The organism is Acinetobacter lanii, assembly GCF_011578285.1.
In the GTDB taxonomy this organism is placed as follows: domain Bacteria; phylum Pseudomonadota; class Gammaproteobacteria; order Pseudomonadales; family Moraxellaceae; genus Acinetobacter; species Acinetobacter lanii.
The window spans coordinates 1,192,906-1,211,059 of record NZ_CP049916.1; the positions used below are offsets into that span (position 1 = coordinate 1,192,906).

Genomic DNA, 18,154 nt, shown 5'->3' on the forward strand with positions numbered 1-18,154 from the left:
TCGATTAGTTTAATCAACTATTTTCGAAAGATCTAATTAAAAATTAATTTTATAAATCAGTAAATTATGTGTATTTTAAGTTTTGCTATTAGAAAGATATGATATAAAAACAATCAAGTGAGAATGATTATCATTGCAATTATTTCATAAATGTAAATAATAGCGATTCTTATTTATAGTATCTCTCTGCTATGTTTGCTTATCTTCCTCATTTTAGTTGTGCAGTTTTGGTGGTCTTTACACCTGAGTTATACGCCAATTCTCTTTCTGAAAAGGATGCGCTAGTAGGAGCAGTATCGGCAGAACTGAATACAATTACCATCACAGCAGAACAAGTCAAAAAAGAGGTGGGGCAACACACATATTCTAAGGAGGATTTAGAACGTACGCCCAATACGCAAAAAACCATCACTGATTTTTTGAAAGTCAATCCAAATGTACAGTTCTCAAATACAGCATTGTCTGGCGGCACACAAGGGGAGTTGACCGCTCAAGAAATCAGTATCAATGGGGCTTTATTTTATGACAATAAATTCTTGGTCAATAATCTAGATATTGGTAATCATTTGAATCCGGTTTCATCTGGGGATGCAGGAGCAACCAGCTTAGCAGGAGGAGGTCTTTCGGCGACGATGAATACCGATCTGCTGTGCGAACTTGAAGTTTTGGACAGCAATATTTCTGCGGAATATGGCGAATTTATGGGAGGCGTTGTAAAAGCCAAGACCTGTTCACCAAAAACCAAAACGGGCGAAGTTCATGGATCTGTGAGCTATGACTATACCAACAGCGATTGGTCAAATATTCATTTTATCGATGATGAAGAGTTTGATGATTTTGAGAAAAATACGGATGCCACATATCAAAAAGATTTTGTTAAACAAGGTATCAGTGCCACAGTTTATGGAAAAGCTCGAGATGATTTGGGTATAAGTGTTTCAGCTTCCCGTCGTTGGTCTGATATTGGATTAACGGCTAATCTTGCGAATCAACCGGAATCCAATCAACAAAGACAAATTGATCATCTTAATGCCAATATTTATTATGACTTCAATGATAAAAATAAATTAAATGTTGGCTTATACCTGCAGAATGAAACTGCTTCAAAGAAAATTAATAATATTCAAAGCGGTTCATATGAATCTAAAAAAAATAATTTTGCTTTAGATGCAGCATTCATGAGTGACTTTGATCATTTCAAGCTTCAGCAAAATATCGTTCTACAACGCAAACAAATGCTGAAAGACTCTGCAAGCAATGAGGCTATTTTGTGGAACCATTCTGCGGATAAACCTTGGGGGACAGGCTCTACTAGTACCCAAGGCGGATATGGAGATTTAGCATCGACAGAAAATAATGTTGAATACACGATCAAAGCAGAACTTGAACCCTTAGCGTTTTTAAAAACCAATCATCTTTTAAAATTCGGTGCAGGTTATCAGCATCAGGAAGCGAATTGGGAACGTCCTGAAAGTGCTTTTATGTACTATCCACCCATAAAAAATATGGGATTGGGAATCAGCAGTTGCACAACGAATGACGGTCAGATCGACAAGTATTGTGATTTAAGCTATGACAAAGATGGTATCCAAGGGCAATATTTAGCGAAACGCTATCATTATCAAGCGGGTGAAAATGAAGTTGTACAAGACAATGTTCATGCATTCTTTGAGGACCAAATCCATTGGCAAAATTATCTGAAAATGCGTTTAGGCGTACGCTATGACTATGACAGTATTGCTAAAAAGCATAATGTTGCTCCACGTACCAACTTACAAATTCTACCTTTTGGCAATGCCTCCTTGGTATTGACAGGGGGATGGAATCGTTACTATGGCAACAATTCATTTTCATATCAGTTAGAAGATGGTGTAAATGCATTAACCATAGAGGAAAGACGAAATAGCATTAACGATGATTGGATTTTCTATAAAAATGTCACGGGTACAAATGTGGGTCGTTCTGCATTAGACACGCCTTATGCGGATGAGACTGTATGGGCTTTAAGTTCAGATTTGGGTAATGTGAGAACTCAGGTTAAATATGTGCATCGAGATAATAAAAATCAGATTCGAAAGAATCGAGTTGAAGGGACAGAATATACCTACACCAATCAGGGTCAAAGTCAGGCAGATACGTATACTTTTGAAATAGGCAGTATCCAACCCTTTTCACTTTGGGGCTCTGAAAACCGAATCAGTCTTGCTGCTGACTATACGGATATCAAACGTAATTTTAATGATTACAATGATTCACTCTTTAATAATGAAGATGTTTACATACGTTATAACGGTAAAATTATTGAAAATGTAGATCGACCTGCAGATAATTTTGCTCGTCCGTGGTCAGCAAGATTGATGTTAGATACTCAGTTTAAACACATTCCTCTCACCATTAATCATCTTTTTCGATATCGTTCAAGCTATGACGCTATGACCCTAAATACGTTAAAAGGTCAAAATATTATCCAATATAAGGATGAGTTCATTACAAAGGATTATCTTCCTACGCGTGTAAAAGATGCCTTTACTTGGGATATCCGTGCGAATTATGCATTGAATACAGGTAAAAAGACTTCGACCATTTTGGGCCTAACAGTGAATAATCTCCTAGATGCACATCATTATTATCTCAATAGTGAGGGTCGTAAGGTGTCTGAAATGGGTCGGCAGTTTATTGCAGATATAAGTTTTAAGTTTTAATGAATGTTGATGAAAAGTGATGTCATGATGAAAATAGTATTCTGCAGTATTTCTACAATTTTAATTCTCTCCTCCCTTACAGGATGTACATTGTCAAAAACGGCTTTGCCGAAAGCTGATGTTGCACTCGGACAACCTGTAAGAACATGTAGAGTGAACCCAGATATTCAGCGTAATCAGATTCCAGAAACTCCAAACAATATGAGCTTACCTGATTTTGGACAAGGGATTATTGGATGGGCGACAGGCCCTGAAGGTGCTCAATCACGGTTAGAAAGTGTATCTAAAGCAGATCTCCCAACTTTTAAAGAAAAGGGTGTGACTTTGGAAATGGTGGAAGAGTGGCAGGCATTTTACGAAAACGAAGTAAAACGTAATCCATGTAATCCAACAGCACCATATCGTGCACAGTTAATGAAAAAAATTGCAGACCTTTGGGTGCAATAATTTTATCAAAATAGCATGTTGATTTTATTAACATGCTATTGCTTGATTGATTTCAAGCTTAGTAAGTTTGCCATTTTTGAAATGAAATTGAATTGCTGCTGTATAACCCAGTTCAAACTCATCCGGCTTGTTTAAATAGATTTGATTTTCTTTTTGATTCAATAATAAAACAGCATTTATTTTATTTTTTGCACTGTTTGGAAAGTCTTGCTTAAAACGAGCAACACTATAGCTAGCATCGACTTTCTTTTTTCCCACCCAAATTTCATCTTTCGAATGATTAAAATGATTTAAAGTGAGCCAAACATTGCCTTTGGTTGTCCCAAGTTGTTGGAAATTGCTTTTATTTTTATAAAACTGATCAGATTGAATACTTGGATTGTCCTCAGAAAATATCTCAAATTTCAAGGTTTTTTGATCGCTTGTTTGCGTTGAAAATTCGTAATTGCCACTGCATTCGGAGAATTCTTTTTTGACCTTTTGAACTTTGTTATTTAATAGTGATTCAACTTTTTGAGCAGACAATGCTTGGTTGAGTTCAACACCATTCACTTTAACCGAGTTGACATAATCAAAGGGGATTGCTGCATACAGATATGATGCAGTGAAAATAGATAGTGTTGCTACCGTATAAAGGCATTTATTTATTATCATTTTTGTCATGGCTAAAATTTTATAGTTATATGGAAAGAGCATTAGCATAATTCTAAATCATAAAAAATTAAACCCTCATGAATGAGGGTCTAATTGAATCACTGTACAATTGATTAACGCATTTTCGCTAAACGTTCACCCACCATTTGTACGATTTGCACCAAGATCAAGAGCACCACAACAGTAAGAATCACCACGCTGGTATCAAAGCGTTGGTAACCATAAGAAATCGCTAGGTCACCAATCCCGCCTGCACCTACAGCACCTGCCATTGCAGTCGCACCAATCAGACTGATGGTGGCTGTAGTTAAGTTTAAGATCAATGAGCTACGTGCTTCAGGCAAAATAAACTTGAAAATGATTTGTAATGGCGATGCACCCATGGCTTGCGCAGATTCAACAATACCTTCATTGACTTCAAGCAGTGAGGTTTCAATCAAGCGACCGATATAAGGACCGACGTAAATCGTTAAAGGCACAATTGCAGCCCAAGTACCGATAGAGGTACCGACAAGGACTTTAGTCAGCGGAATCACTGCAATAAGGAGAATGATGAAGGGGAGTGAACGTAAGGCATTCACAATCGGGTTTAGTCCGTAGTAAATGGCTTTATTCGGTAAAATCCCTTCAGGGCGGGTCACCAATAGAATGATCGCTTGAATAAAGCCCCAGATACAACCAAACAACATTGAAAAGAACACCATATGAAAGGTTTCTTGTAAGGCTGTAATGAATTGATCTATGGATAAAGAACTCTTCCAAAACGGTGCAGTCAACTCAGTTAACCATTGAACGATCAGTTCTCTCATGCTTGTACTCCTGATTGTTCAACTTCAACACCTTGTTGTTTCAAGAATGCAACTGCTTGTGCAATTTCAGCAGAGTCGCCTAACAATTGAATAAACATTTGTCCAATGACACTACCATTGATTTCAGTCATATTGGCAAACAAAATATTTAAACTAATATCAAATTGTTTAATCACGGCTTGAATCACTGTTTCTTGTGCTGAACTGCCCAAGAATTTTAAACAATAAATACTGTTGTGATTTTGATTTTCCAAATTTTTTAAAATATTGATCGGAAGCTGTTGTTGCAGAACCGTTTGAATAAAGGTCTTGGTGGTTGAATGTTGTGGTTGACTGAAAATTTCTAAAGTCGAACCTGTTTCAATCACTTTGCCTTGTTCCATCACCGCAACATAGTCACAAACGGTTTCAATCACATCCATTTCATGAGTGACCATGACAATGGTGATGCCTTGCTCTTTATTGATCTTTTTCAATAAAGCCAACACAGATTGCGTGGTTTGAGGGTCAAGCGCAGACGTGGCTTCATCGCAGAGCAGAACCTTAGGATGATTTGCCAATGCACGGGCAATACCGACACGTTGCTTTTGACCGCCCGAAAGTTCATCTGGGAAAGCATCTTTTTTATGCTTGAGGTCGATGAATTCAAGCAACTCATTTAAGCGTTTTTCACGCTCAGCTTTGCTCCAACCGAGCAGCTTCATCGGCATTTCAATATTTGCAGCGACAGTTTTGGTCTGCAAAAGGTTGAAGTGCTGGAAGATCATGCCAATATTGGCACGCTCTTGACGAAGAGAACGTGCATCAAGTGCAGTAAAATCTGTCCCATTCATTATGACCTGACCTTCATTGGGTCTTTCCAATAAATTAATCAGACGGATCAGGGTACTTTTACCTGCACCACTATAGCCAATAATGCCAAAGATACTGCCTTCAGGAATCGTTAAATTAATCTGATCCAAAGCACGTAAGGTTTGACCTTTCAGCTGATAGTGTTTTGAAATATTTTTAAATTCAATCATATCGTCAAGAACTACTTAGAAAAGAAAACAGGCAAAGATTGTTTGCCTGTTATTTGCATGAAGTATATTACTATTTCGCATCAGTAAGATAGTGAATTGGTTTGTTCACGTCGACTTTGGTGCCCCCAAAGTGTTCCAGAACGTATTTTGCGACAGCGTCAGAATGATATAGCTTACCGACTTTTTTCAGTACAGCATCGTCTTTACGTGATTGAGCAACCGCAAGCACATTGACGTTTAAGCGTGTGCTTTGGTCAATCGGTTCATAAAAAATAGAATCTTTGAGTACGTTTAGCCCCCCTTCAAGTGCAAGGGTATTACCTAAGACGATGGCATCCACTTCATCGATGATACGAACTGCAGTTGCCATTTGAATGGGCTTGATCACCACATTTTTTTCATTTTCAGTCATGTCATTGGGTGTACCTGTGGCAGGATTAAAATCGACTTTAAGTTTCAGCACACCTGCAGATTGTAAGAGTAACAATGCCCGTGCTTCATTGGCCGCATCATTGGGAATGGCAATGGTTGCACCTTCAGCAAAGTCTTCTACTTTTTTAACTTTCGTTGAGTAAATCCCCATTGGCTCTAAGTAGGTGGTCGAGATCGGCGCTATTTTGGCTTTGTTGCTTTCATTGAATGCTACAAGGTATGAATAGGATTGAAATGCATTGATATCGATTTCTTGATTGGCAACCGCACTATTCATAGACACATAGTCAGTGAAGTTTTTGACATCAAGCTTAATGCCTGCTTGCTTGGTCTCAGGCAGACTTGCAATATAGCGCCAGATCTCTGCATCTGAACCTGTTGATGCCATGGTCACGGTTTGAAGTTCAGTTGAATCTTTTATTGCGGCTTTATCAGCAGTTGATGGGTTGGGTTCAGAACAGCCTGTGAGTCCTATGGCAAAGCCTAATACTAGACCAAGAATTTTTTTCATGCTTTTTTCTTTCCCCATAATTGAAATTCACACGATGTTTTGGATTTATTTTAAGGTGCTATTGATGTGAATTTGAATCTACACACTCCCTTAGAATAAAGCATAAAGTGAAGCAAAAATAGCCATAAAACTGCGTCAGCCCATTCTCTACATTTGAAATTAAAGCATTGATCATACTAAAGTTCAAAGTATTCCAATTTAAATATAGTGCTAAAATTTGCAGATATATTAACAACGTTTCATTATCCGATATAGTGGAGAAGCTCAGCTTAAAAATTTGGTTCAATGCATAAGTAAAATCACATTTTTTGAATTTTTGTTAGAATTACAGAGGATTAATTAAAACTTAAATCTTTTCTAAGGAATTGTTTTTAAAAACAAGGCTTTAGAATATTTTACGTGATTAAAATATCTAAAATGAATAAAGATTGAAGAAACAACATTATTTAAAGCAATTTGCCAATAAAAAAGCCCACACATGGCGGGCTTTTATAAGCATTTGAAATGAAGTTTTAGCTTATTTCAAATTGGCAAATTCACTTACAGGTTTGTTCACTTGAACTTTAGTGCCGGCAAATTTCTCAGTCACAAATTTTTGCACTTGAGGTAAGTGATAAAGCTCACCTAATTTTGCATAGGTTGGATCATCTTTATTGGCTTTAGATACACCCAATAAATTCACATATAACTGCGTAGTTTGGTCAATCGGCTCACGGAAGACTGAATCTTTCAGTACGTTTAAGCCACCTTCAAGCGCTAATGTATTCCCTAAGACAATCGCATCGACATCGTTTTTAACACGAACAGCTGTGGTCATTTGAATCGGTTTAAGTTTCAAAGCTTTCGGGTTTTCAAGCACATCATTTACTGTGCCTTTGGCACGGTCAAAATCAGGTTTTAATTTGATTAGACCAGCAGACTGTAATAATGACAGGGCACGTGCTTCATTTGCCGTATCATTTGGAATTGCAATGGTTGCACCTTGTGGAAATGCATCAACAGTTTTGATGTTGTTGGTATAGATTCCCATTGGTTCAAGGTAAGTGGTCGCCAAAGGATAGACCTGTGCATCTGGGTTTGAAGCGTTGTATGCAGCAAGATAGTTAAAAGATTGGAATGCATTCACATCCATTTCACCACTTGCCACAGAAGTATTTAACACAACATAGTCAGTCAAATTTTTAACTTCAAGCTTAATGCCTGCTTGCTTGGTTTCAGGCAAGCTTGCAATGTAGTTCCAAACATCGGTATCTGAACCGGTTGAAGCAACCTTAATGGTTTTTACCGCTTCAGTTTTTGTATCCGTTTCAGCAGTTGTTGGTGCTTCTTGTTTTGAACAACCCGTGATCCCGACTGTTAAACCTAAAATCAAACCAAAGATTTTCTTCATGATATGTCCTTAGTAAAATGAAATTTTTCAAATTACATCTAATGTGTCTTGAGTCATTGAAATTTTAAAACTTAACCAATGGCTCAATTTAATTGATCTCTATATTTTTTAGTTATCTCGATGGATAACAATATGCATCCATCATAGCAAGATTTTTTTATTCAATACATTGAACTAAAAGATATCTCTTAGTAAAAAATGTGATAAAGAATTTAACTTAATAATATTTCATTGTTATAACTTTCAATCATTTATTTTTACTAGAGCGTTTATTAGAGTTTTTTGTGTCCTCTATAGAACCTTATAAAATTTTTAGCTATGAGTAGTCGTAAAAAAGATATAGAGCAATTCAAAATAGAATGCAGGGCGCAAAGGAGAGCATCAAAATTTATCTAAGGTTTTGAGTGCTGTGTTCGATATTGACTCGGTGTAAGGCTAAACCATCGTTTAAAAGCACGGCGGAAATTGGAAGCATCATAATAATTGAGTAAGCTCGCAATAACTTCAATCGAAAGTTCAGTGTGCTTTAAGTAATAGAGGCTTTGTTGACTTAACACCGACTCCCTGATCTGTCTAAAATCTGTGCCTTCTTGCTCAAGATAACGTGCTAGCGTTCTTTTACTAACAAATAATGACTGTGCAACTTGTTCTTCACTGATGAAATGGTGCAGATTAGAAATCAGAATTCTTTGTACCTTAGATTGGAAGCTGGCTTCAGGAAGCTGTATTTGGTTTAACAAATATTCGCACTGCTGTTTGGCAATCAGGTAAATTTCAGGATTGGCCGCACTATTGGGGATGTCACACAGTTGCAGTGGGATCTGAATACCTGCAATCTTATGGTCGAATGAATATTCAGCATCAAAGTAATCTGCATATAACGCGGAATAGCGTGGTTCAGGAAAATTAAAATTGATTTTGGCTGGGTTTAATGTCTGACCAATCATAAATTCTGCACATTCGCAGAATACCACCATACATGCCTCAAGCAGTACGCGACGCATCTCTTGCGATAAATCGATATTAAAGACGATGGAGCAGTGAATAAATTCATGGGTTTTTTGTAGTTCTACATGGGCGAAATTCATCCGAGTCGGTAAGAAGTGCTGTATCGCTTCGAGTGCAGTCATGAGGTTGGGAGAGCTATGGAGTAGGAATCCCATTGATCCATGTGTCGTAGGTTTTAAACGTGCACCCAGTCTCAAACCAAAATCTTCACGATGATTTAGATGCAAAGCGTGATTAAAAATCGTTAAAAAGTCCTGAGTCGAGATTCGTTGATCTTCTTGTTGTAAGACTTCGATATTCAAGCCGGTAAATTGAAACAGTTGAGGAAGCTCTTTGAGAGATAAGCCAAGTTCCTGTGCCATTATTCTAATATAGCTTGCAGGAATCGCAGGATCAGACAGGGAATTCGTCTGATTTGGAGGGACATGATCTACATAAGGCTCAAGCATAACGGTGTATTCATTTGTTTATTTTTTCAGTTTTAACTGAATTTTTTAAAATTGAAAATGTCAAAAAATGACTTGTTGTTGTCAAAAAATGACCTGCACGAATCATCTAATCAGGCATACAGTGTACAGAGCAAAGGATGTGATCAATGAAAAGAACAACTCACCTGAAAACAATACGCATAAGCAAGGAATCAATAAAATGAACAGTGTGGTTAAAAAAATAAAAACTGCCCGTGTAAATCTGGTCAATTTTACGACCCGTTATATTCCTTTGGAAAATCACATTACAGTGGCGCATGTTTATCATAGTCTTAAAGACCGATATTTTGAGAGCCGTGATTTTAAAGCCTTTATAGATGAACAGCTTCCAGATCCTAAACATTGTGATTTACAGCAGATTGATTTAAGCAATCCGTTTTTGTATCGAAATGGATTGTGGAAAGATGTATTTCAACGACTTCGGAAAGAAGCGCCTGTGCATTATCAGCCTAACAGTCCTTTTGGTGCATTTTGGTCAGTGACGCGTTATGAGGATGTGATGTTTGTCGATAAGCATCATCAGTTGTTTTCTTCAGAGCCAGTCATTTTATTAGGTGAGCCGCCGCAAGGTTTAGAACTCGAAATGTTTATCGCGATGGATCCGCCTAAACATGATGTTCAACGTAAGGCGGTACAAGGTGTTTTTGTCCCTAAAAACCTGCAAGAAATGGAAAGTCTGATTCGAACCCGAACCATAGATGTCTTAGATCATTTACCTGTGAATCAAGCTTTTGATTTTGTTGATCGGGTGTCGATTGAACTGACTTCGAGAATGCTTGCAACTTTACTGGATTTTCCTTATGAACAGCGCAGAAAATTGGTGTATTGGTCGGATCTTGCATCTTCGACTCCAGGAACTACAGGAGGAGCAATGACCCTACAAGAAACCTTTACTGGGCTGAAAGAGATGGTTAAGGCAATGTCGGCACTTTGGCATGATAAAGCAGCTAAAATTAAAGCAGGGGAAACCCCGACCTTTGATTTGATGAGTATGTTGATTCGAAGTGAAGCGACCCAAGATTTAATTCATCGTCCATTAGAGTTTATTGGAAACTTAGCACTGCTGATGGTTGCGGGAAATGATACGACGCGTAACTCGATGAGTGGAGGCGTATACGCCATGCACCTTTATCCTCAACAGTTTGAAAAATTGAAGCAAGATCAGCTATTGTTGCCTAACGCGATCAGTGAGATCATTCGTTGGCAAACACCTTTAGCCTATATGCGCCGTGTGGCAACGCAAGATGTGATGCTAAATGGTCAATATATTCGTAAGGGCGATAAAGTGGTGATGTGGTATGCCTCTGCAAACCGAGATGAATCCGTTTTTGAGCGTGCGGATGACTTTATCATTGACCGTGATAATGTGAAAAAGCATCTGTCTTTTGGTTTTGGGATTCATCGTTGTATGGGCAGTCGCTTGGCCGAAATGCAACTGACCATTTTATGGGAAGAGTTGTTGAAGCGTTTTGATCGTATTGAAGTATTAGAACCGCCTGAGTTGGTACAATCTAATTTTGTACGGGGTTACTCAAAAATGATGGTCAAGCTCCATCCGCATGTACAACCCTCATAAATTGCAGAATATAGGATTAAAGGTGCCACATGGAGAGTGCCTCATTCAATATGTGGCTCAGATTAACAGAAAGGAATTGAGAGATAATCTGATCTAAACTTTTCATACAATACATGTGGACAGAGTTCATGCTCTTTTGGAATCAAAGGGTGATCGAACGCTCTGACTTTTTCTAAGTCAATTTGTTGCATGACCCTTTGTGAGGGAAGGTTGGCTGTAGCAGTAAATGAAATCACTTTTTCTAAGCGTAGAGTTCTAAACGCATATTTTAAAACAGCTTTAGCACCCTCGGTGGCATAGCCTTGATGCCAGTACTGTGGCAGTAAGCGCCAACCGATTTCAGGTGCATCTGCCATATCGAATTCAGGCGGATGCACATGTAGACCGATAAATCCTATAAATTCACCTGTAGCTTTGAGCTCAACCGCAAATAATCCCCAGCCACGTGTTTCAATGGCATCACGTAGGCGATTCATAAATGCTATGGCTTCCTCAGTATTCAGTTTTTTATAGAAGTAACGCATCACGTCATCATCTGCACACATTTGGATAAATGGGGCAGTGTCGGAGTCTTGCCATTGGCGGAGGATTAGGCGAGGGGTTTGGATATAGGTAGTCATGTCGAAAGGATTGTTGATAGATGTTTTAAAGCATCATAGATATATTTACTAAAAAAAGAACGATGATTTCGGTGATTCCGCAAGGGGATGAGCGGGGATACACCTCTCCCTGACCCTTTCCTGAGAGGGGAGGGTAATTTGGAAGTTAGAATTTTAGAGGTATATTTGAATCGATAAAATTAATAAATTCGTCTGTGGATTTCATTTCAGTTTAAACGCCAACCTCGTGTTTCAATCGCATCGCATTATCGTCTACAAATATTTGGAGAAATGGGACAGTATGAGGGGCTTGCTATTGGTACGGGATCAGAAGAAGAGTTTAAATAAGTAGCATAAAACAGTATATTTTCTTTATTTGATTCGTATATGTATAATTACAAAAATATAAGCGTCGTCGCATGTAGTAAATAATTTTTGAATATCATAGGTTTAGAACACGGTATAACAAATGAAAGTTAAAGAATTAATTGAGCAGTTAAAGAAGTTAGATCCAGAACAAACAGTATTAGCTATTTGTGAGGATGAAGATATTGTACGCAAAAATGAGGGGTTTGAAACTTTTTGGGTTGATTCAGTATCTTCTGTTCGTGCTGAGTCAAAAAGAGAAGATTTTGGGGAAGTTAAATTTAAATTTGGTGAATATCCTGAAAGTAAAGATCATGTTTTTATTACGTTAGAACATAAATTTTAACGTATCGAAAATATTTATTTGAGTATTTAAGGTATTAAAAAACCCCGCATTTAGCGAGGTTTTTCTCAATCAAAATATAGATTAAGCATTTTCACGCGTAATGGCACGGTAACCAATATCTTTACGATATTGAACGCCATCAAATGTTACTTTTTGGCAAAGTTCTAACGCTTTCGCTTGTGCTTCACCAATCGTATCACCTAGAGCAGTCACACAAAGCACACGACCACCTGCAGTTACGATATCGCCATTTTCATTGGCTTTCGTACCCGCATGGAATACTTTCGCATCTGCCATCACAGTGTCTAAACCTGAAATCACATCACCATTGCTCGACGTTTCAGGGTAACCACGTGATGCAAGTACGATACCAACTGTTTTACGCTCGTCCCATTTAGCTTCTGAAGGCAAATTGCCTTCAATACCTGCTTGAACTAAATCAACTAAAGATGATTTTAAACGCATCATAATCGGTTGCGTTTCAGGGTCGCCAAAACGACAGTTAAACTCGATTACTTTTGGTTGACCTTTGTCGTCAATCATCAAACCTGCGTATAAGAAACCTGTATAAATATGACCATCTTTTTTCATACCTTCAACGGTAGGACGCATCACTTCATTCATGGTTTTTTCAAATACGTCTGCAGTCACCACAGGCGCAGGAGAGTATGCACCCATACCACCCGTGTTTGGACCTTGGTCGCCTTCAAAGATACGTTTGTGATCTTGCGAAGTTGCCATTGGCAAAATGTTGTCGCCATCAATCATACAAATGAAAGAGGCTTCTTCACCAGCAAGGAACTCTTCAATTACAACACGTGAACCTGCATCGCCAAATTTGTTGCCTGCCAACATGTCATCAATTGCATCGAATGCTTCTTGATTCGTCATCGCCACGATCACGCCTTTACCAGCAGCAAGACCGTCAGCCTTAATCACGATCGGCGCGCCATTTATCTCAACAAATGCTTTAGCGGCATGGACTTCTGTGAACACGTCATAGAAAGCGGTTGGAATGTTATGGCGTTTTAAGAAGTGTTTCGCAAATGCTTTAGAGCCTTCAAGCTGTGCAGCAAATTGGGTTGGCCCCCAAATTTTTACACCTGCTTCACGACAAGCATCCACAACACCGTTTACAAGTGGTGCTTCAGGGCCGACAATGATTAATTCGACTGCATTATTTTTGGCAAAATCAATAATGGCAAGGTTGTCGAGAATGTCTAAAGCGACATTTTCACATTTATTTTCAGTTGCAGTACCTGCATTACCTGGCGCAACAAAAACTTTTGTTACTTGATCGTCTTGTGCGATTTTCCACGCCAATGCATGCTCACGACCGCCACTACCCAAAACTAAAATGTTCATCTTTAGAATAACCCTCGAAAATGAAATCCCAATGCCGAATTCGGCTTAAAAATCACTAACATCTTAAATTAAGATGCAAATCAATACAGACATAATAAACCCCCCTTTATCAAAAGGAGGGCTTATTTTAAGTTTTACAACTTAGTGGCGGAAATGACGCATACCAGTGAAGACCATTGCAATACCAGCTTCATCGGCTGCAGCAATTGTTTCTTCATCACGCATAGAACCACCCGGTTGAATAATGCATTTGATACCTGCTTTCGCAGCGTTATCAATACCATCACGGAATGGGAAGAATGCATCAGATGCCATTACCGCACCTTCAACCACAAGACCTGCATGTTCAGCTTTGATTGCAGCGATACGAGCAGAGTTGACACGGCTCATTTGACCTGCACCCACACCAATGGTTTGACGGTTTTTCGCATACACAATCGCGTTAGACTTCACGTATTTCGCCACTTTCCAAGCGAAGATCATGTCATCGATTTCTTGTTCAGTTGGCGCGCGTTTCGTTACCACTTTTAGGTCAGATGCTTTGATCATGCCTAAGTCTTGGTCTTGTACTAACAAACCGCCGTTTACACGTTTGTAGTCAAGTTGTGCGGCACGTTCGTCAATCTTCGGAAGTTCACCACATACCAGTACACGCACGTTTTTCTTCGCGCCAGTCACTTCAAGTACGCCATCAGCAATACTTGGCGCAATGATCACTTCAACGAATTGACGGTCTACAATCGCTTGCGCTGTTGCAACGTCTAATTCACGGTTGAATGCAATGATACCGCCGAATGCAGATTCAGGATCGGTTGCATAGGCAAGGTCATACGCCGCTTTAATGCCGTCTAGAGACACCGCAACACCACATGGGTTCGCATGTTTAACGATGACACAAGCAGGCTTCGCAAATGATTTCACGCATTCAAGTGCTGCGTCTGTATCGGCAATATTGTTATAAGAGAGTTCTTTCCCTTGTAACTGCTTCGCTGTTGAAACAGACGCTTCAGTTGCAGCAGGGTCTACATAGAACGCAGCAGATTGATGCGGATTTTCACCGTAACGTAAATCTTGTGCTTTATTCAATTGTGTATTGAATGTACGTGCAAATTTATCAGCTTGACCTTCTTCCTTACCTACGCGAGCGCCTAAGTAAGAGGCGATCATGCCGTCATATTGAGCTGTATGTTCAAATGCTTTAACTGCAAGGTCAAAACGTGTTGCATGAGATAAAGCACCCTCAGCTTTCAGCTCAGCAATCACGGTTGCATAGTCAGATGCATTCACAACAATACCCACAGAAGCATGGTTCTTTGCCGCAGCACGAACCATAGTTGGACCACCGATGTCGATATTTTCAATGGCATCTGCAAGTGAACAGTTTGGTTTTGCTACAGTCGCAGCAAATGGATATAAATTCACAACAACCAAATCAATGGCATCGATGTTGTGTTCAGCCATTACAGCTTCGTCTAATCCACGACGCGCTAAAATTCCACCATGAATTTTAGGATGTAGTGTTTTTACACGGCCGTCCATCATCTCTGGGAAACCTGTGTGCTCTGAAACTTCAACAACAGCGACATTATTGTCTTTCAACAATTTATATGTACCGCCAGTTGATAAAATTTCTACCCCTAGAGCAACCAGGTTCTGGGCAAATTCAACAATACCAGTTTTGTCAGAAACAGAGATTAAAGCGCGTTTAATAGTCATGATCTTCGTCACAGTTTTTAAGAAACAAAATAAAACAAAAGGAACAGATTAAAACAATGTATTAAATTCAGGTCAAAAAAAATGCCTGCGTTCAACGCAAGCATTTTATCATTTATTCACTCATTAAACCGTGAGCTTTCAACTTTTTACGTAAGGTACCACGGTTGAGTCCGAGGATCTCAGCAGCACGTGTCTGATTACCACGCGTGTATTCTAACACTACAGATAAAAGAGGTTTCTCCATTTCTGCTAGCACCATGTCGTAAACTTGAGATGGCTGCTCGCCTTGCAATTGTGCAAAATAATGGCGAACTGCGCGATCTACGTGAATACGAAGAGCAACATCAGATTGTGCAGTAAAAATAGGAGATTTGCTATTCATGCGAGTTAATCCGAAAATCAATATCACTAGGATAAAGTGATAAATGTGGTCAAAAAATAAAAAATTAGCTCCGTTTTAAATACTAAAACGGTTGGCTCTAAAACAAGAACTTTAGCTTGCCACAACTGCGACAATTGCGCGAAATTTAACCGTAACAATAGATTAATATTTGTTACAGCCCCTATTTAAAAAAAATAAAACCTGATGCGCACAATTTTTGAATCAAGCGCAGAAGTTAGATGTTATTTTTTAGAAATAATGCGAGAAGTCGATATGGCAAAGCTTTCGTGGGGCGTATCATACCATTCTGAAAAAAAAAGTGAGCAAGAAAACTACATTTTTTTGCTTTTTTTAATAGGTTTTTTCAATCCTAAGGACGGATTACTTCTATTTTGTAACTATCAAATGAATTTCGAGGGGTATTGATAAAAAAATGGAATTTAAAAGGGCTTTCAGTTGGAATTCTGGTAATGCCATGTAAACTTTCAATCAAATATTCACTGGGTGATTTGATCATAGAGTGAATGACTTTATTTTGCTTCATTAAGCTTACCTTAATTAAAGGCAGTTCTAAACCTTTCTTATAGTGATTCACAAGTACCCCTTTAAACTCAGTTTGATCACTGCCTTTTCTAGCCAATGTGATTTGTTCAGGTTTGATATGGGTATAACGTTCATCTAAGGTTTCACAGTTAAAGGCATGACAGGTTTGGATAAACGCGGCATTTAACAAAGGATGACGTTCTAATAGTTGTGGATTGAACCAAAGCACTTGGAAAATCAGCAGAAAGACCAGCGTTAAATTCACCAATGACCACGTGCCATAATACAGCACGGTCTTTTTTGAAAATTTACCATCGGTATGATGTTGACCTGAAGCGAGGTTCAGCGCGGGGAATTGGGTAACAGGATCGTTAGTAAAGGTATTCAGGTTGTTTAAATAGGTTCTTAAATTGATATTAGAGCTTTCAGGCTTGCGCTGAAAAATATCTAAGACATGCTGTTCAGCAGAGTAGTCTTGCATCACCATCGGCGCTTGATCAAAGATCCGCCCTAGAGGGGGCTGTTGAACCTGATCATCTTTGATCTGATTCAGATTCAACAATGCATTAAATTCAGCAGAACACTTTGGACAACACACCATGCCTTGCGCTACAGTCAATTGAGTCACGGTGACTTTATAGATCGTAGAACAGTTTGGGCAGCGGGTCTGTTTTTCACTCATAGTTCAGAATTTAACTCTTTTTTAAATTTTATGGCGTTTTCCTGAAATACGGCACCAGTTCTGGTCACGTTTTTCAACCGCTAATATATCAAAAAATTCGGCATAAACATTAGAAACATCATCAACTTGCTCTTCAATTACACCTGCAAGTGCGAACTCACCCTCAGATTTAATCAAAGTTGAGAAGTCAGCCGCAAGCGCCATCAGCGGACCTGCCAAAATGTTAGCCACAAACACGTCAGCTTTAATATCACCGAGTTCAGCATTAAACTCTTCAGGTAAGCCAACATAAAGGTTGTCTAAAACGCCATTCAGTTCAGCATTTTGTTGGGTCGCCAACACCGCTTGTGGGTCAATGTCTGTGGCATAGACTTTCTTTGCACCTAAAAGCAGGGCAGCCACACCTAAAATGCCTGAACCACAACCATAGTCAATCACGATTTTGTCTTTCACATCGGTTTGACCGAGCCATTGTAGGCAAAGGAAAGTCGAAGCATGGTTACCGGTACCAAACGCCAAACCTGGATCAAGTTTGATATTCACCGCATCTGCTTCAGGTGGCTGCATCCATTCAGGGACGATCCAGTATTTTTCACCAATTTGAATCGGTTCATAGGCATCCATCCAAGTGCGTTCCCATTCTTGGTCTTCCATGAACTCACTGCGCATTGGTTCTGTTGGTAATTGCGTGCGAATAAAAGTTTCTAATGCTGCAACATCAATGTGCTCATCATCTTCTTGGGCATAAATACCGGTCACAATCACTTTATTCCAAAGTGGCGTTTCCCCTGGAAGAGGCTCAAGCAAATCTTGATTTTCAGCATCATCTAAAGTCACGCTCACTGCGCCTAAAGATTCTAAAAGCGTTTCAGTAAAATCAACTTGTGACTTTTCAACCGTAATATGAATTTGTAACCACTTCACAGGAATAACCTAAATCTATACGTATAAAGGCAGTATTGTAGCCGAAGCGTGGCAAATACGCTTCATTTTCAGTAAATCGACTTTAAATAAGCAGGGTCAAGATACAGTGTCCTCAACATCATGATCCATAGTTGAAGATAAAGGATGCATAGCGCATCCTTTATCTTCATCAGTGTGGGCATAGATAGATTG

Annotated in this window: 16 protein-coding genes; 4 read left to right on the plus strand and 12 right to left on the minus strand. The window is 39.0% G+C overall.

What is annotated here, in order from left to right; all coding sequences use genetic code 11:
* Positions 1–191: 191 nt before the first annotated feature.
* Together G8D99_RS05545 and G8D99_RS05550 are read left to right on the plus strand one after the other, a co-directional pair.
* Positions 192–2,702 (plus strand): TonB-dependent receptor plug domain-containing protein, encoded by a 2,511-nt coding sequence (locus G8D99_RS05545; RefSeq protein ID WP_166323378.1) that lies wholly within the window; start codon positions 192–194, stop codon positions 2,700–2,702.
* Positions 2,703–2,711: 9 nt separating this feature from the next.
* The gene (locus tag G8D99_RS05550) at positions 2,712–3,149 is read left to right on the plus strand and encodes a DUF4951 domain-containing protein (RefSeq protein ID WP_406741508.1); all 438 of its coding nucleotides are present in this window, start codon (positions 2,712–2,714) and stop codon (positions 3,147–3,149) included.
* Between the two features lie 27 nt (positions 3,150–3,176).
* On the opposite strand, the gene G8D99_RS05555 is transcribed toward G8D99_RS05550, so the two are convergent.
* The 6 genes from G8D99_RS05555 to G8D99_RS05580 all read right to left on the minus strand — a co-directional run bounded on the left by G8D99_RS05555 (position 3,177) and on the right by G8D99_RS05580 (position 9,424).
* A complete protein-coding gene (locus G8D99_RS05555) occupies positions 3,177–3,845 on the minus strand; it encodes a hypothetical protein (RefSeq protein ID WP_227554360.1) in 669 nt (222 codons plus the stop codon).
* A 71-nt stretch (positions 3,846–3,916) separates the two neighbouring features.
* On the minus strand, positions 3,917–4,612 hold the full coding sequence (locus G8D99_RS05560; RefSeq protein ID WP_166323380.1) for a methionine ABC transporter permease: 696 nt from the start codon (positions 4,610–4,612) through the stop codon (positions 3,917–3,919).
* Positions 4,609–5,634: a methionine ABC transporter ATP-binding protein gene (locus G8D99_RS05565; RefSeq protein ID WP_166323382.1), complete on the minus strand. Its 1,026-nt coding sequence runs from the start codon at positions 5,632–5,634 to the stop codon at positions 4,609–4,611. Before G8D99_RS05565 ends, G8D99_RS05560 begins: the two co-directional genes overlap by 4 nt.
* Before the next feature lie 70 nt (positions 5,635–5,704).
* Positions 5,705–6,577 carry a MetQ/NlpA family ABC transporter substrate-binding protein gene (locus G8D99_RS05570; protein WP_166323384.1) on the minus strand — a complete coding sequence of 291 codons (873 nt, stop codon included), beginning with the start codon at positions 6,575–6,577 and terminating at the stop codon, positions 5,705–5,707.
* Positions 6,578–7,094: 517 nt separating this feature from the next.
* Complete coding sequence (locus G8D99_RS05575) at positions 7,095–7,967, minus strand: MetQ/NlpA family ABC transporter substrate-binding protein (RefSeq protein WP_166323386.1); 873 nt, start codon at positions 7,965–7,967, stop codon at positions 7,095–7,097.
* A 392-nt stretch (positions 7,968–8,359) separates the two neighbouring features.
* Complete coding sequence (locus G8D99_RS05580) at positions 8,360–9,424, minus strand: AraC family transcriptional regulator (RefSeq protein ID WP_166323388.1); 1,065 nt, start codon at positions 9,422–9,424, stop codon at positions 8,360–8,362.
* A gap of 121 nt (positions 9,425–9,545) precedes the next feature.
* Here G8D99_RS05580 and G8D99_RS05585 point away from each other — a divergent pair, with 121 nt between their 5' ends.
* The gene (locus G8D99_RS05585; RefSeq protein WP_454923392.1) at positions 9,546–11,039 is read left to right on the plus strand and encodes a cytochrome P450; all 1,494 of its coding nucleotides are present in this window, start codon (positions 9,546–9,548) and stop codon (positions 11,037–11,039) included.
* Between the two features lie 62 nt (positions 11,040–11,101).
* Here G8D99_RS05585 and G8D99_RS05590 read toward each other — a convergent pair whose 3' ends face one another.
* The gene (locus G8D99_RS05590) at positions 11,102–11,659 is read right to left on the minus strand and encodes a GNAT family N-acetyltransferase (protein ID WP_166323390.1); all 558 of its coding nucleotides are present in this window, start codon (positions 11,657–11,659) and stop codon (positions 11,102–11,104) included.
* A gap of 448 nt (positions 11,660–12,107) precedes the next feature.
* Between G8D99_RS05590 and G8D99_RS05595 the strand changes: the two genes are divergently transcribed.
* Positions 12,108–12,350 (plus strand): hypothetical protein, encoded by a 243-nt coding sequence (locus G8D99_RS05595; protein WP_166323392.1) that lies wholly within the window; start codon positions 12,108–12,110, stop codon positions 12,348–12,350.
* 81 nt (positions 12,351–12,431) lie between these two features.
* Here G8D99_RS05595 and purD read toward each other — a convergent pair whose 3' ends face one another.
* From purD to prmA, 5 genes are all read right to left on the minus strand, one after another.
* Complete coding sequence (gene purD, locus G8D99_RS05600) at positions 12,432–13,715, minus strand: phosphoribosylamine--glycine ligase (protein WP_166323394.1); 1,284 nt, start codon at positions 13,713–13,715, stop codon at positions 12,432–12,434.
* A 141-nt stretch (positions 13,716–13,856) separates the two neighbouring features.
* Positions 13,857–15,431, minus strand: coding sequence for a bifunctional phosphoribosylaminoimidazolecarboxamide formyltransferase/IMP cyclohydrolase (purH, locus tag G8D99_RS05605; RefSeq protein ID WP_166323396.1), 1,575 nt, complete (start codon positions 15,429–15,431; stop codon positions 13,857–13,859).
* 112 nt (positions 15,432–15,543) lie between these two features.
* Positions 15,544–15,813 carry a DNA-binding transcriptional regulator Fis gene (gene fis, locus G8D99_RS05610; RefSeq protein ID WP_001086304.1) on the minus strand — a complete coding sequence of 90 codons (270 nt, stop codon included), beginning with the start codon at positions 15,811–15,813 and terminating at the stop codon, positions 15,544–15,546.
* Positions 15,814–16,183: 370 nt separating this feature from the next.
* Positions 16,184–17,038 carry a zinc-ribbon and DUF3426 domain-containing protein gene (locus G8D99_RS05615; RefSeq protein ID WP_166323398.1) on the minus strand — a complete coding sequence of 285 codons (855 nt, stop codon included), beginning with the start codon at positions 17,036–17,038 and terminating at the stop codon, positions 16,184–16,186.
* Between the two features lie 21 nt (positions 17,039–17,059).
* Complete coding sequence (gene prmA, locus G8D99_RS05620) at positions 17,060–17,962, minus strand: 50S ribosomal protein L11 methyltransferase (RefSeq protein WP_166323400.1); 903 nt, start codon at positions 17,960–17,962, stop codon at positions 17,060–17,062.
* Between the last annotated feature and the right edge of the window lie 192 nt (positions 17,963–18,154).